The following is a 13166-nucleotide window of genomic DNA, read 5'->3' on the forward strand; positions in this document are numbered from 1 at the left end:
CCCGGCCCGCCGCGCTCGCCGGGTCCAGCAGCCGAGCTGCCAGGTGCTGTGCCGGGACCACACGTTCGGGTGCAGCACCAGCACCACGCGCGACTCCGGGAACATCGCGGCGAGTTCGCCGGGCAGCTCCGGGTGACGGGCGAACAGCGAGCTCGGGCCCCACGTCGAGCTGACCAGCAGCGTCCGGCGCCCGCCCAGCTCCGCGCGGTACCGCTCCCGCATCGGGAGGCTCGCGCGCAGCCGGGCGTAGCAGGGATCGCCGATCACCGTCGCTCGCTCGGCCGCCTCGGGGCAGGAGGAGCGCAGCAGCGCGAGCTGGTCCTCGTGCGACAGCGCCACGACCTCGGGGACCACCCGGCCCTCGTGCAGCACCTGCTCCGGGGAGAGCCCGGAAATCCCCTGCGCAACACCGGAATCCGTCGCGCGCAGCTTGTGGTAACCCGCGCCGTGCGGGAGCGTCAGCACCGGCGCGCGCAGCTGGTGCAGCGGGCCGTTGCTGCTCGGCGAGATCGCCAGGTCCGCGTCCGCGACGGCCTCCTCCCACGGCAGCGAGCGCATCCCGGCCGCGTCCAGGTGCCCCTGGAGCTCGTGGGAGAACCGCGAGCCCTCCGCGATCGCGAACCGCATCTCCAGGCGGAAGTCGTCCGCCAGCACCGCGAAGACGTCGTGCAACCGGTCCAGGGCGGTCAGCGTGCGGACCACGCCGAGCAGGCGGCGGCGGACCGGGACCGTGGACCAGCGATCGGCCCGCTCAGCCACGGCGTTCCGGGCTTCCGGGCTTCCGGGCTTCCGGGCTTCCGGGCTTCCGGGCTTCCGGGCTTCCGCGGCGGATTGTCCCTCACCGCGGCGGGCACCCGAGCCGGGTCCGGTGCTGGTGGGGCGGGCAGGCATGAGGGTCGATCCTAGCCGCCCCGGATCTCCGGCCGGTCCCGCTCCGGTTCGTCCCGGTCGACCTCGACGCGGTTGCGACCCGCGCGCTTGGCGCGGTACAGCGCGATGTCCGCGGCCGCGAACAGGTGGTCCAGCTTCGCGGCACCGCCCGCGACTCCGATGCTCACCGTCGGGGGTTTGCGGGTGCAGCCGAGCACCAGCCGCCAGTCGTGCGCGTCCACGGCGCTCCGGATCCGCTCCGCCACCGCCGGCCCAGCCTGCTGGGAGTCCTCGCCGTCGTCGGCCAGCAGCACCACGAACTCGTCCCCGGCCCAGCGGCACAGCAGGTCCCCGGCGCGGCACTCGCGGCGCAGCAGGTGCGCGACCTCCTGCAGGGTGGTGTCCCCCGCGGCGTGGCCCGCGTAGTCGTTGACGTCCTTGAACCAGTCCACGTCGAGCAGCACCAGCCACGGGACGCGGCCCTGCCCGATCGTCTCCTCCAGCAGCGCGGGCGCCTCGCGCTGCAGGCCGAGGCGGTTCACCAGTCCGGTGAGCGGATCGCGCGCGGCCGCCTCCTGCGCCGCCGTCGCGAGGCGCTGCGCCTGCACCGCCACCCGGCGCTGCTCCAGGGCCTGACCCAGCCCCTCCTGCAGGGTCTCCACGGCGGTGCTGCTGGCCCGGACGGTGCGGCGCAGCGCCGCGGCCTCGCCGACGTGATCGCCCAGCTGCACGCAGATCGACGCCAGGTCCAGCGAGTAGCGCATCATCTGCATGGTCTCGCCGATGGTCTCGGCGTTGTCCAGGGCGCGGCTGGCGTAGGTCCGGGCCTGCTGCAGGTCGCCCTGGTCCCGCCGGACCACGGCCAGCACCCAGTTGGCGACCGCGGTGCAGAACCAGTCCTCGGCATCCCGGCTCAGCTCCAGGGAGCGCTGGGCGAGCTGCTCCGCCTGCGACAGGTCCCCGAGGCCGGCAAGTGCCCGCGCCCCGCCCGCCAGCGAGACGCGCTGCACCTGCCCCTCGCCCGCGATCAGCAGGGCCTCGTCGAACAGCTCGCGCGCGGCGCGGAAGGAGCGCTCCGCGGCGTCCGGATCCCTGGCGACCGAGCGGAAGATGAGCGCGCTGGCCTTGCGGGCCAGGCAGTGCGCGAGGGTGCCGGGGTCACCGGCGTCGCGGGCGACCTGCACCCCCAGCGCCATCAGCTCCAGCGCGGAAGCGCGGTGCCCGATGGTCTCCAGCAGGTTGCCGAGGATGCTGATGGTCTGCGCCGCCGACCCGCCGGTGGGCCGGTCGGCGTCGAGTTCGGTCCAGCCCTCCGCGGCCAGCTCCAGCGCCTGCGGGATGCGGTGGAGCCGCCAGGACAGCCACGCCCGGTGCACCAGCACGGTCGCCCGGTTCCACTGCTCGTCGACGAGGTTCGGCCCGGTCGCGATGAGCTGGTCGAACGCCACGTCGGCCTCGTGCCGCCGTCCCGAGTCCAGCAGGGCCCGCACGCGGCGATCCTGCGCGGGGATGTGCCCCGACATCAGCGAATCGTCCTGTCGCACGGCGTCTCCGAGGTCGCATCGCTCGTGCTCGCGTCCGGGTCCTGGTCCAGGCTACCGGGATCCGCCGCGCCGGTACTTGTCGTGATGGACCACGTCCTCGAGCGGGGCTCGCCGCCGCCACCCGTGCCGCTCCAGGTCGGGGGTCTCCGCCAGCCCGTGCACCGGACCGACGCACAGCCAGGCGACCGGCCGCACCCCGCTGGGGATGTCGAGCAGGTCGCGGAGGAAGTCCTCCCGGTAGAAGCTCACCCAACCCACGCCGAGCCCTTCGGCGGTGGCGGCCAGCCACAGGTTCTGAATGGCCAGGCACACCGAGTACAGCCCTGCGTCGGCGATGGCGTGCCTGCCCAGCACGGCGGGGGAGCCGCGGTGCGGGTCGTAGGTGACGGCGATGCCGAGACCGGACTCCACGATTCCCTCGATCTTGATCTTCGAGAAGGTCTCGGCGCGCTCGCCGCTGAGCTCGGACTCGAAGACACCGCGCTCGGCCAGGACGTGCTCGCGGAAGGCGCGGCGGGTGGCTTCGTCGCGGACCAGGACGAAGTCCCACGGCTGGCTGAGCCCCACGCTGGGTGCGCTGTGCGCCGCGGAGAGCACCCGGTGCAGCACGTCCTCGGGGACCTCGTCGCCGGTGAACTCGGAGCGGACGTCGCGGCGGCGCCGCAGCACGTCGTAGAGCGCGGCGGCGGACACCTGTTCGGTGGAGGTCGTCATCGCAGCCATCCTGCCGTGCCGACGCGCCCCGGCGTGATGGCGGGGAGCACATCGCCGCGCGGGGACCGCTCGGCCTCGGCCGGCCGGGCGCGCACCGTGGCGCGGGGACGGGTCGACGCGCCCGGCGCGCTCAGCGGCCCTCCCGCTCGCCGCGGGCCGGAGACCTCGCTCTCGCGCGGGAGGGCCGCTGAGGTTCAGCGCTGGGCCGGTCCGGGGTAGCGGAGCAGTGCCATCTCGCGGGCGTTCTTGATCGCGATGGCGACCTCGCGCTGCTCCTGCGGCGTCAGTCCCGTGACCCGCCGGGAACGGATCTTCCCCCGGTCGGAGACGAACTTGCGCAGCAGCGCGACGTCCTTCCAGTCCACGGCGGCGACGCCCTCCTTGCGCAGCAGGTTCTGCTTCCGGCGGGGCTGTCGGCGGTCGTCGTTCGGCACGGTGCTCACCAGCTCGACTTGGTCACGCCGGGCAGTTCGCCGCGGTGCGCGAGCTCGCGCAGGCGCACCCGGGAGAGCCCGAACTTGCGGAAGTGGCCGCGCGGCCTGCCGTCGACCGCGTCGCGGTTGCGGATCCGGGTCGCGCTGGCGTCGCGAGGCTGCCGGGACAGCTCGGCCACGGCGGCGTCGCGCTGCTCCGCGGAGCAGCCCGGCGCCGAGATGATCTTCTTCAGCTCCGCCCGCCGTTCGGCGTGACGGGCGGCGATCGCCTTGCGCTGCTCGTTCTTGGCGATCTTGGACTTCTTGGCCACGGTCCGGCCTCCTTCGGGTGGGGGAGCGCTCAGCGCTCCTCGCGGAACTCCACGTGCTTCCCGGCGACCGGGTCGAACTTGCGCAGTCGCAGCCGGTCCGGGTTGTTGCGGCGGTTCTTCCTGGTCACGTAGGTGAAGCCGGTCCCGGCCGTGGAACGCAGCTTGATCACGGGACGCGCGTCGGTGCCGGCCATCAGATCCGCTCCCCTCGTGCGCGCATCTCGGCGACCACGGCTTCGACCCCGCGCTTGTCGATGGTCTTGATCCCCTTCGCGGAGACCCGCAACCGGATCCAGCGGTTCTCCGAGGGCAGCCAGTACCGGCGCCGCTGCACGTTGGGCAGCCAGCGGCGGCTGGTGCGCACGTGCGAGTGCGACACCTGCTTGCCGTAGCCGGGTTCCCTCCCGGTCACTTGGCAGCGGATGGACACGTGAGCCTCCTGATAACGACAGTCGTTTTCATTAAGGGTAGCGTGTCGGACCAGCAGACGAAAACCGTTCCCGATCGGAGCTCAGGTGGACATCAGATCCGAACCGCCCCGGGTGCCGCTGGTCGTGGTGGCCGGCCTGCACGACGAGCACGTCGCCGCCGTCGCCGAGGCGGCCGCCGCGAGCGACCCGCTGGGCACCGCCGTCGTGCACCACGACCTGCGCGAGGTGACGGGCGGAGTGGTCCGGCGCCACCTCCGCCATGGCGACTCCGAGCGCCTCACCGTGCTCGAACTCGCGCACGGCTGCGTCTCCTGCACGCTGCGGGAGGACTTCCTGCCGCTGCTGCGCGGGCTCGCCGCCGCCCCGGACGTGCGGCGCATCGTGGTGCGCCTCGACCCCTCGCTGGAGCCCGAGGCGATCTGCTGGGCGATCGAGCACGTCGTGGTCGACTCCGCGCCCGTCGCGCGGGACGTCGAGGTGGCGGCAGTCCTCGCGGCCGTCGACCTGCCGAGCTGGTTGGCCGACGCGAGCGGCGACGAGCCGCTGCACGAGCGCGGCCTCGCGGGCAGCCCCGACGACGAGCGCACCGTCGCCCAGGTCGGCGTCGGGCAGGTCGAGTTCGCCGACGCCGTGGTGCTCGCGGGCGCGACCGACCGCTGGCAGGCGCTGCGCACCGAGGCCGTCGTGCACCGGCTCACGCCCTCCGCCCCGCTCGCCGGCCTCGACCGGCTGGACCTGCCCGCGCTGCTGGACCGGGTGCCCGCGCACGCCCGGCGCGGCGAGGTCGACGGCGCGCACGGTCCGCTGCTGCGCGGGCAGCCGCCGCTGGAGGAGGAAGCGGGCGCGTCGGTGCTGCTGTTCGAGGAACGCCGCCCGTTCCACCCGGAGCGCTTGCACGACGCGCTGGACGTGCTGCTCGACGGCGTGGTGCGCACCCGCGGCCGCGCCTGGGTCGCCAGCCAGCCCGAGACGGCGCTGTGGCTGGAATCCGCGGGCGGCGGCCTCCGCGTCGGGCACGCCGGGCCGTGGCTGGTGTCCCAGCCGCCCGAGCGGTGGGCGGAGGTGGACCCGGAGCGGCAGGTGAAGGCCTCGCTGAACTGGGACGCCTACTACGGCGACCGGATGCAGGAGCTCGTGGTCATCGCGCACGAGGCGGACCCGCGCGAGGTCCGGGAGGCGCTGCTGGGCGCGCTGCTCACCGATGCGGAGCTGGCCCTCGGCGAGGCCGCCTGGCGGGAGTTCCCGGACCCGTTCGGCGAGTGGCACGAGGACCCCTGCGCCGAGGACGAACCCGAACAGGCCCCCGCTTCCCGGGAGCGCGGCGGCAACCAGTGAGGCATGGCGCCCCGGACCAGCGGGGTAGCCCCGGCGGGTCGCGCACCGCGGCCCGGACCGACACGAGGAGGACCCGCGTGAAACCGAACATCCACCCCGAGTACGGACCCGTCGTGTTCCAGGACCGCTCGACCGGAACCCGGTTCCTGACCCGATCCACGGCCACCTCCGAGCAGACCGTGACCTGGGAGGACGGCGGCACCTACCCGCTGATCGTCGTGGACATCACCGCCGATTCGCACCCGTTCTGGACCGGCAACCAGCGGGTGCTCGACAGCGAGGGGCGGGTGGAGAAGTTCCGCCGCCGCTACGGCGACCGCGCCCGCTGACCTGCCACCCGCCCCGAGGAGAGGACTCCGATGGCCGTTCCCAAGCGCAAGACGTCCCGCAGCAACACCCGCCACCGCCGTTCGCAGTGGAAGGCGACCGCGCCCGAGCTGGTGCCGATCGTGGTCGGGGGCGAGCGCAAGCTGGTGCCCCGCAACCTGATCCCGTTCTTCCAGCAGCGCTGAGCACGCGCGTCCGCCGCTCGGCTCGCTCGGGGCCGGCGGCGGGCCCCGGCGGCTTCCTCGCCGCGGGCCCGATGCCCCGGGGACCGGCCCCGCGCCGCGGAATCGGCCTCCGCGCGGGGAGGTCCCGGGGAACCCCGGCCGCTCGCGGGCGCGACTCGGCGTGGGCGCGCCCGCTTCGCTCGGGGTGGCGAGCGGCGTCGGTCACACACGTCCGCGTGGTCCAGCAGCGGGGCGGTCGGTTCTCAGGTCCCTCTCAGGGCCAAGCGCAACACTGTGGCCATGCGCATCCTCGTCGTCGACGACGACCGGGCCGTGCGCGAGTCGCTGCGTCGCTCGTTGCAGTTCAACGGCTACCAGGTGGAGCTCGCCGCGGACGGTCAACAGGCCCTGAACTGGCTGGCCGATCAGCGGCCGGACGCGATGGTCCTGGACGTCATGATGCCCCGCCTGGACGGCCTGGAGGTGGCGCGCAGGTTGCGCAGCACCGGCGACGACCTGCCGATCCTGGTGCTCACCGCCCGCGACGCAGTGTCCGACCGGGTCGCCGGGCTGGACGCGGGCGCCGACGACTACCTGCCCAAGCCCTTCGCGCTGGAGGAGCTGCTGGCCCGGCTGCGCGCGCTGCTGCGCCGCGCCACGCCCTCGGAGGAGGACGGCGACGCCACCCCGCCCGCGCTGCACTTCGCCGACCTGCAGCTCGATCCCGGGACGCGCGAGGTGCGCCGCGGCGACCGGCCGATCAGCCTCACCCGCACCGAGTTCGCGCTGCTCGAACTGCTCATGGCGCACCCCAAGCAGGTCCTCACCCGCAGCAGGCTGCTGGAGGACGTGTGGGGCTACGACTTCCCGACCTCCGGCAACGCCCTGGAGGTCTACATCGGATACTTGCGCCGCAAGACCGAGACCGAAGGTGAACCCCGCTTGATCCACACCGTGCGCGGCGTCGGGTACGTGCTCCGCGAGACCCCGCCGTGACCGACCCCGCTCCCGCACCGCCGGAGGAGACGACCGCCAAGCCCGCCGGGCGCGAGCGGTTGCAGCGGATCTCCCTGCGCAACCGCGTCACGCTGCTCGCCGCGATGTGCGTCGCGGGGGCCGTCGCCCTGGTCTCGCTCGGCGCCTTCTTCACGGTCCGCGACAGCCTCTACGAACAGCTCGACGACGGCCTGCTGCGCCGGGCGGTGGAGGCCGAGGCCGGTCCGCTGATCAGCGCCCCGGCCGGGCTGCAGGGCGTGCCGGTCGCGTTCTACGCGGCCGCGAACCTCCAGATCAGCGTGCTCTACGCGAACGGTGCCGAGATCACCCCCAGCGAACGGCCGCCCTCCGGCCCGCTGGAGCTGGCCGTGGCGCAGGGCAAGCTGCCGCGCTCCATCCGCACCGACGACGGCACCAACACCCGGATCGTCGCCGTGCCCGCCGACAACGGGGCGCTGGTGATGGCCCAGTCCCTCGGCCCGACGAAGGCGACGCTGGCGCAGCTGAGCCTGGTGCTTGTCGTGATCGGCGGCGCCGGGATCCTGCTCGCGGCCGCGGCGGGCACGGCGGTGGCCAGCGCCGGGCTGCGCCCGGTGCAGCGGCTCACCGCCGCCACGGAGCGCGTCGCGCTCACCGGCGACCTGCGCCCCATCCCGGTCTCCGGCGACGACGAGCTGGCTCGGCTGACCACCTCGTTCAACGACATGCTCGGCGCGCTCGCGGAATCCCAGGAGCGGCAGCGCAGGCTCGTCGCCGACGCCGGCCACGAGCTGCGCACCCCGCTGACCTCGCTGCGCACCAACCTGGAGCTGTTGATGGCCGCCGCGCAGCCCGGGGCCCCGGCGCTGTCCGATCAGGACCGCGAGGAGATGTTCGAGGACGTGCGCGGGCAGATCACCGAGCTCTCCGCGCTGGTCGGGGACCTGGTGGAGCTGGCCAGGGACGACGCCCCGCAGGCCGTGCACGAGCCGGTCGAGCTGGTGGACGTGGTCGAGCGGGCGCTCAACCGCGCCCGCAGGCGCGCGGGAGCGGTGGAGTTCGACGTGCGGGTGCAGCCCTGGTCGATGATGGGCGACGCCACCGCGCTGGAACGAGCGGTGCTGAACTTGCTGGACAACGCGGCCAAGTGGAGTCCGGACGGCGGCGCTGTCCGGGTCGAGCTGCACCCGGACGGCGCCGGTTCGGTGGTCCTGGAGGTCGCCGACAGCGGTCCGGGCATCGCGGAGGCGGACCGGCCGCACGTGTTCGAGCGGTTCTACCGGTCCCCGCTGGCGCGCACGCTGCCCGGCTCGGGGCTCGGGCTCTCCATCGTCAAGCAGGTCGCCGAGCGCCACGGCGGCAGCGTCTGGGCCGGGGCCGCGCCCGAAGGCGGGGCCCTGCTGCGCATGATTCTCCCCGGTCGCCCGTCCTGATCTCGGACGAACGGTCGTCGCCGCGTCGGTCGGGTGTCCGGGTTCGAGCGGCGACCGCGGCGCTGGCAAGATCAACAACATCGCGCCGGGCGTTCTCGGGCGGGGGGTCGGCGGCCCGCCTCGCGGCGGTCGGGGCCCGGATCGCGCCGGTGGGCGAGGGGGAAGGTCCATTCGGGTCAATCTGTCCGATAATCCAACAGCATCGAACACCATTGGTGATCAATTGCGGTGGATACCCCGATTTTACCGGCGGGACTTTGCGGGTAGTGTTCATTCATGTTGACTTGACGAGTCAAGTCAGCAGCATCCCCACGACAAGGACGCGCAGCGACGCAGCGCCCGCCCGGGAACGAGCGGTCCCGGCGGGCTGGATGGGACGGGTGGAGTGCTCGCACGCCAACGCCAGGAAGTGATCCTCGACGAGGTGCGGCGCACCGGCGCCGTGCAGGTCAGCGAGCTCGTGCTGCGGCTCGGGGTCTCCGACATGACCATCCGGCGCGACCTCGACGCGCTCGCCCGCCAGGGACTCGTCGAGAAGGTCTACGGCGGCGCCACCTCCACGCTCGGCCGCAGCACCGACGAGCCCGGTTTCGAGGCGAAGTCGGTGCGCCAGCTCGCCGAGAAGGAGGCGATCGCGCGCGCCGCCGCCGGACTCGTGCGTCCCGGCACCGCCATCGGTCTCTCGGCGGGGACGACGACCTGGACGCTCGCCCGGCACCTCGACGACATCCCGGACCTGACCGTGGTCACCAACTCCGTCCGGGTCGCCGACGTGTTGCAGCAGCGCGGCCGCACCGACCGCACCGTGGTGCTCACCGGCGGCGTCCGCACCCCCTCCGACGCGCTCGTCGGTCCCGTGGCCGTGCAGTCGCTGCGCGCGCTGCACCTCGACCTGGTGTTCCTCGGCGTGCACGGCATGGCGCCGCGCGCCGGGTTCACCACCCCCAACCTCAACGAGGGCGAGACCAACCGGGCGCTGGCCGAGGCTGCCAGCAGGCTGGTGGTCGTCGCCGACCACGCCAAGTGGTCCACCGTGGGCATCTCCACGATCGTCGACTTCGCCGAGGTCGACGTCCTGATCACCGATGACGGCCTGCCCGCCGACGCCAGGCAGCTGCTGTCGGAGCACGTGCACGAGCTGGTGATCGCCGAGGCGGTGCCCACCGGCGAGACCGAGTCCGAGAAGTCCGGCCCAGGCGGGGCCGGCGGCGATCAGGAGGGCGCGCGGTGAAGCGCACGGTCCGGGAACTGGCCGACGGCAGGCAGATCCTCTACTACGACAGCGATCCGGCGCGGGTGCGCGAGGCCGTGGACACCCGGGACCTGCCGCCTCGGCCCCCGGTGTCCGAGATGCGGCGGGACCCGCTCACCGGCGAGTGGGTCGCGATGGCCGCGCACCGCCAGACTCGCACCTACAAGCCCCCGGCCGATCAGTGCCCGCTGTGCCCGACCGCGCCCGGCAGGCCGACCGAGATCCCGGAATCCGACTACGAGGTCGCGGTCTTCGAGAACCAGTTCCCGTCCTTCGCCGCCGCCGTGCCGCGGCCCTCCGCGGTGGACGGGCTGCCGATGGTCCCGGTGGACGCGGCCCGGGGGCGCTGCGAGGTCGTGTGCTTCACCTCCGACCACGGCACCTCCTTCGGTCAGCTGGAACCCGCCCAGGTGCGGACCGTCGTGGACGCCTGGGCCGACCGCACCGCCGAGCTCGCCGAGGTCCCGGGCGTGGAGCAGGTCTTCTGCTTCGAGAACCGGGGCGAGGAGATCGGCGTGACGCTGCACCACCCGCACGGGCAGATCTACGGCTACCCGTTCGTCACGCCCAAGACCGAGCGGATGCTGCGCACCGCCGAGGATTACCTCGCCGCCCACGGCACTCCGGTGCTCGGCGACGTGCTCGCCGCCGAGCGAGCCTCCGGGCGCCGCGTCGTGGTGGAGTCCGAGCACTGGACGGCCTACGTGCCCGCCGCCGCCCGCTGGCCCGTCGAGGTGCACGTGGTGCCGCACCGGCAGGTGCCGGACCTCGTCGCGCTCAGCGACGCCGAGCGCGATGACTTCGCCACCACCTACCTGGAGGTGCTGCGGCGGCTCGACGGGCTCTACGACCGGCCGCTGCCCTACATCGCGGCCTGGCACCAGGCCCCGGTGCGCACCGGGCGGGAGCTGTCCTGGCTGCACCTGGAGCTGTTCTCGGTGCTTCGCTCGGCCGACAAGTTGAAGTACCTGGCGGGCTCGGAGTCGGGCATGGCGGTCTGGATCAACGACGTGACGCCGGAGCAGGTCGCCGACCGCCTGCGAGCCGTCTGAGCAGGAGCGGACACGCGCGGTGACCGAGATGATCTCGCACAGGTGATGTGATCTCGGGCATCGCGCGAAAACAGGGGGGCACTCCACAGGCGGGTCTCAGGCGCTTCTCAGCTGAATGCCCCAAAGTGGGGAACATGAGCGACCAGCCCCAGCGCGGCTCGGGCGATTCCGAGGAACCGCGGCAGCAGGACGGCAGCGGTACGGCCCGGTACCCGGACCCGAGCGGCGACACGCCGCCGACCGGAACCCCTGAGCAGCCCGGCCACGGTTACCCCTCCCACCCCACTCCGGCCGGGCAGCCCGGCCCCTACGGTTCCCACGAGCAGCCGGGCCTCGGCGGCGCTCCGGGCGGGCAGTACCCGCACATGGGCTCCGCGGCCCAGCACGGCTGGTACCAGCAGCCGATGGGCGCGGTGCCGGTCCAGGAGCACCGCCCCGCGGGCAAGCGGAACACCCTGGTCGTCACCGCCCTCGTCGGGGCGCTCGCCATCGGGCTCATCGGCGGCGGAGTCGGCGGCTTCGTCGGGTACCAGCTCGGTTCCTCCGGGGCCTCCTCGCAGGGGACGAGCCTCGAACAGCAGCAGCCCGCGCGCAGCGCGAGCACCGCTCCGGCGGGCTCGGTGCAGGCCGTGGCGCAGAAGGTGCTGCCGAGCGTGGTGCAGCTGCAGGTGCAGAGCGCGCGGGGCTCCGGCGAGGGCTCCGGGATCGTGCTCAGCCAGGACGGCTACATCCTCACCAACGCCCACGTCGCCGAAGGCGCCGGTCAGGGGCGGCTCACCGCCATGTTCAACGACAACCGGACCGCCTCGGTCCGCGTCGTCGGCTCCGACCCCAAGTCCGACCTCGCCGTGGTCAAGGCCGACATCACCGGCCTGACGCCCGCCGAGCTCGGCCGCTCCGACGATCTGCCGGTCGGCTCCCCGGTGGTCGCGATCGGCTCGCCGTTCGGCCTGTCCGGCACCGTGACCAGCGGGATCATCAGCGCGAAGGACCGGCCGGTGCGCGCGGGCGGCCAGAGCGGCGACCAGGACAGCGTGCTCAACGCGCTGCAGACCGACGCGGCGATCAACCCCGGCAACTCCGGCGGCCCGCTGGTCGACATGGACGGCCGCGTGGTCGGCATCAACTCGGCCATCTACAGCCCCGGGTCCGGCCAGGAGCAGGGCGGTTCGGTCGGCCTCGGGTTCGCGATCCCGATCGACCAGGCGCAGCGCACCGCGAAGGAGCTCAAGGACACCGGCTCCGCCACCCAGACCACGCTCGGCGTGAGCATCCAGAGCGCCCCCCAGGGCGGCGCCGTGGTCGCCCAGGTCGTCGGCGGCGGCCCGGCGCAGCAGGCGGGCATCCAGAACGGCGAGCTGATCACGAAGTTCGACGGCCGGTACATCGAGGACGCCGACGCGCTGGTCGCGTCGGTGCGCTCGCACCAGCCCGGGCAGAAGGTCGCGGTGACCCTGGCCCAGCCCGACGGGGGCGGGGAGCGGACCGTGGACGTCGTGCTCACCGGCCAGAAGGGCTGATCCCACCCGGGCCGCCCCGGCGGCCACCCCCCGCAGGGCCCTGGCGGGCCACGGTGACAAGGAGAAGCGACCGATGTCCGAACGAAACGGCCATGTCATTCCGCACCGCTCGACGCAGGGGCGGGCTCAGCTGGTGGGGCCCGAGGGGTCGTTGGATCTCCCCCCGGAGCTCCTTGCCACTACGGTGAGCGGCATGGAACGCAGCGCGCAGCGGCTCGGACGTGCCCTGGTGGTCGTCGTGGACGACCGAGTGGCGCAGGGTGAGCAGGAGGACAACATCGGTCCGCTGGTGACCGAGTTGCTGGAAGAAGCCGGCTTCATCGTGGACGGGACCGTCGCGGTGGCCGGGGAGACGGTGGACATCCGCAACGCGCTGAACACCGCGGTGATCGGCGGGGTGGACGTGGTGATCACGGTGGGCGGCACGGGCGTCTCCCCCCGGGACGTCACGCCGGACGCGACCTCGGGCGTGCTGGACATGCCGGTGCCGGGGATCGCGGAGGCGCTGCGGACGTCGGGACTGGCCGCGGGAGCGGTCGACGCCGGGGTCTCGCGCGGGCTGGCCGGGGTCTCCGGCAGCACGCTCGTGGTCAACCTGGCCGGGTCGCGGGCCGCGGTCCGCGACGGCATGGCGACGTTGTCGCCCCTGGTCACGCACCTGATCGAGCAGTTGTCCGGTCTCGAACAGGCCTGATTCCGGCCCGAACGGCAGCGGGGGGGGGGGGGGGGGGGGGGGGGGGAGAAGGGAGGGGGGGGGGGGGGGGGGGGGGGGGGGGGGGGGGGGGGGGGGGGGGGGGCGGGGCG

At 73.7% G+C, this 13166-nt stretch carries 15 protein-coding genes; 9 read left to right on the top strand and 6 right to left on the bottom strand.

The genetic code is table 11. The annotated features are described in order from the left end of the window. Positions 1-902: 902 nt before the first annotated feature. The 6 genes from ACL03H_RS17355 to rpmB all read right to left on the bottom strand — a co-directional run bounded on the left by ACL03H_RS17355 (position 903) and on the right by rpmB (position 4303). Positions 903-2393 carry a GGDEF domain-containing protein gene (locus tag ACL03H_RS17355; RefSeq protein ID WP_412812288.1) on the bottom strand — a complete coding sequence of 497 codons (1491 nt, stop codon included), beginning with the start codon at positions 2391-2393 and terminating at the stop codon, positions 903-905. A 72-nt stretch (positions 2394-2465) separates the two neighbouring features. Further along, a complete protein-coding gene (gene bluB, locus ACL03H_RS17360) occupies positions 2466-3128 on the bottom strand; it encodes a 5,6-dimethylbenzimidazole synthase (protein WP_412812289.1) in 663 nt (220 codons plus the stop codon). 194 nt (positions 3129-3322) lie between these two features. Further along, complete coding sequence (rpsR, locus tag ACL03H_RS17365; RefSeq protein WP_412812307.1) at positions 3323-3562, bottom strand: 30S ribosomal protein S18; 240 nt, start codon at positions 3560-3562, stop codon at positions 3323-3325. 5 nt (positions 3563-3567) lie between these two features. Then, on the bottom strand, positions 3568-3873 hold the full coding sequence (gene rpsN, locus ACL03H_RS17370) for a 30S ribosomal protein S14 (protein ID WP_412812290.1): 306 nt from the start codon (positions 3871-3873) through the stop codon (positions 3568-3570). Positions 3874-3902: 29 nt separating this feature from the next. Further along, positions 3903-4067 (bottom strand): 50S ribosomal protein L33, encoded by a 165-nt coding sequence (gene rpmG, locus ACL03H_RS17375; RefSeq protein WP_412812291.1) that lies wholly within the window; start codon positions 4065-4067, stop codon positions 3903-3905. Beyond that, positions 4067-4303 carry a 50S ribosomal protein L28 gene (gene rpmB / locus ACL03H_RS17380; RefSeq protein ID WP_412812292.1) on the bottom strand — a complete coding sequence of 79 codons (237 nt, stop codon included), beginning with the start codon at positions 4301-4303 and terminating at the stop codon, positions 4067-4069. Before rpmB ends, rpmG begins: the two co-directional genes overlap by 1 nt. 85 nt (positions 4304-4388) lie before the next feature. Between rpmB and mrf the strand changes: the two genes are divergently transcribed. The 9 genes from mrf to ACL03H_RS17425 all read left to right on the top strand — a co-directional run bounded on the left by mrf (position 4389) and on the right by ACL03H_RS17425 (position 13056). Further along, positions 4389-5639, top strand: coding sequence for a ribosome hibernation factor-recruiting GTPase MRF (mrf, locus tag ACL03H_RS17385; RefSeq protein WP_412812293.1), 1251 nt, complete (start codon positions 4389-4391; stop codon positions 5637-5639). A 77-nt stretch (positions 5640-5716) separates the two neighbouring features. Continuing rightward, complete coding sequence (locus ACL03H_RS17390) at positions 5717-5968, top strand: type B 50S ribosomal protein L31 (protein WP_412812294.1); 252 nt, start codon at positions 5717-5719, stop codon at positions 5966-5968. A gap of 30 nt (positions 5969-5998) precedes the next feature. Beyond that, positions 5999-6151 carry a 50S ribosomal protein L32 gene (rpmF, locus tag ACL03H_RS17395; protein ID WP_412812295.1) on the top strand — a complete coding sequence of 51 codons (153 nt, stop codon included), beginning with the start codon at positions 5999-6001 and terminating at the stop codon, positions 6149-6151. Positions 6152-6430: 279 nt separating this feature from the next. Next, positions 6431-7126 (top strand): response regulator transcription factor, encoded by a 696-nt coding sequence (locus ACL03H_RS17400; RefSeq protein ID WP_412812296.1) that lies wholly within the window; start codon positions 6431-6433, stop codon positions 7124-7126. Then, positions 7123-8538: a HAMP domain-containing sensor histidine kinase gene (locus tag ACL03H_RS17405; protein ID WP_412812297.1), complete on the top strand. Its 1416-nt coding sequence runs from the start codon at positions 7123-7125 to the stop codon at positions 8536-8538. Before ACL03H_RS17400 ends, ACL03H_RS17405 begins: the two co-directional genes overlap by 4 nt. A 385-nt stretch (positions 8539-8923) precedes the next feature. Beyond that, complete coding sequence (locus ACL03H_RS17410) at positions 8924-9769, top strand: DeoR/GlpR family DNA-binding transcription regulator (RefSeq protein ID WP_412812298.1); 846 nt, start codon at positions 8924-8926, stop codon at positions 9767-9769. Continuing rightward, the gene (galT, locus tag ACL03H_RS17415; protein WP_412812299.1) at positions 9766-10842 is read left to right on the top strand and encodes a galactose-1-phosphate uridylyltransferase; all 1077 of its coding nucleotides are present in this window, start codon (positions 9766-9768) and stop codon (positions 10840-10842) included. The genes ACL03H_RS17410 and galT overlap by 4 nt, the downstream gene beginning before the upstream one ends. 134 nt (positions 10843-10976) lie before the next feature. Then, positions 10977-12362, top strand: a complete 1386-nt coding sequence (locus ACL03H_RS17420) for a S1C family serine protease (RefSeq protein WP_412812300.1) — start codon at positions 10977-10979, stop codon at positions 12360-12362. A gap of 193 nt (positions 12363-12555) precedes the next feature. Continuing rightward, positions 12556-13056, top strand: a complete 501-nt coding sequence (locus ACL03H_RS17425; RefSeq protein ID WP_412812301.1) for a MogA/MoaB family molybdenum cofactor biosynthesis protein — start codon at positions 12556-12558, stop codon at positions 13054-13056. Positions 13057-13166 lie beyond the last annotated feature (110 nt).

The organism is Saccharopolyspora antibiotica (assembly GCF_047200635.1).
Classification (GTDB): Bacteria; Actinomycetota; Actinomycetes; order Mycobacteriales; family Pseudonocardiaceae; genus Saccharopolyspora_C.

What these genes read in the sequence shown, in the direction of transcription:
- ACL03H_RS17425 (WP_412812301.1), top strand. Translation starts at nt 12,556, where the DNA reads ATGGAACGCAGCGCGCAGCGGCTCGGACGTGCCCTGGTGGTCGTCGTG.
- rpmF (WP_412812295.1), top strand. Translation starts at nt 5,999, where the DNA reads ATGGCCGTTCCCAAGCGCAAGACGTCCCGCAGCAACACCCGCCACCGC.
- bluB (WP_412812289.1), bottom strand. Translation starts at nt 3,128, where the DNA reads ATGACGACCTCCACCGAACAGGTGTCCGCCGCCGCGCTCTACGACGTG.
- ACL03H_RS17355 (WP_412812288.1), bottom strand. Translation starts at nt 2,393, where the DNA reads ATGTCGGGGCACATCCCCGCGCAGGATCGCCGCGTGCGGGCCCTGCTG.
- ACL03H_RS17400 (WP_412812296.1), top strand. Translation starts at nt 6,431, where the DNA reads ATGCGCATCCTCGTCGTCGACGACGACCGGGCCGTGCGCGAGTCGCTG.
- ACL03H_RS17420 (WP_412812300.1), top strand. Translation starts at nt 10,977, where the DNA reads ATGAGCGACCAGCCCCAGCGCGGCTCGGGCGATTCCGAGGAACCGCGG.
- rpmG (WP_412812291.1), bottom strand. Translation starts at nt 4,067, where the DNA reads ATGGCCGGCACCGACGCGCGTCCCGTGATCAAGCTGCGTTCCACGGCC.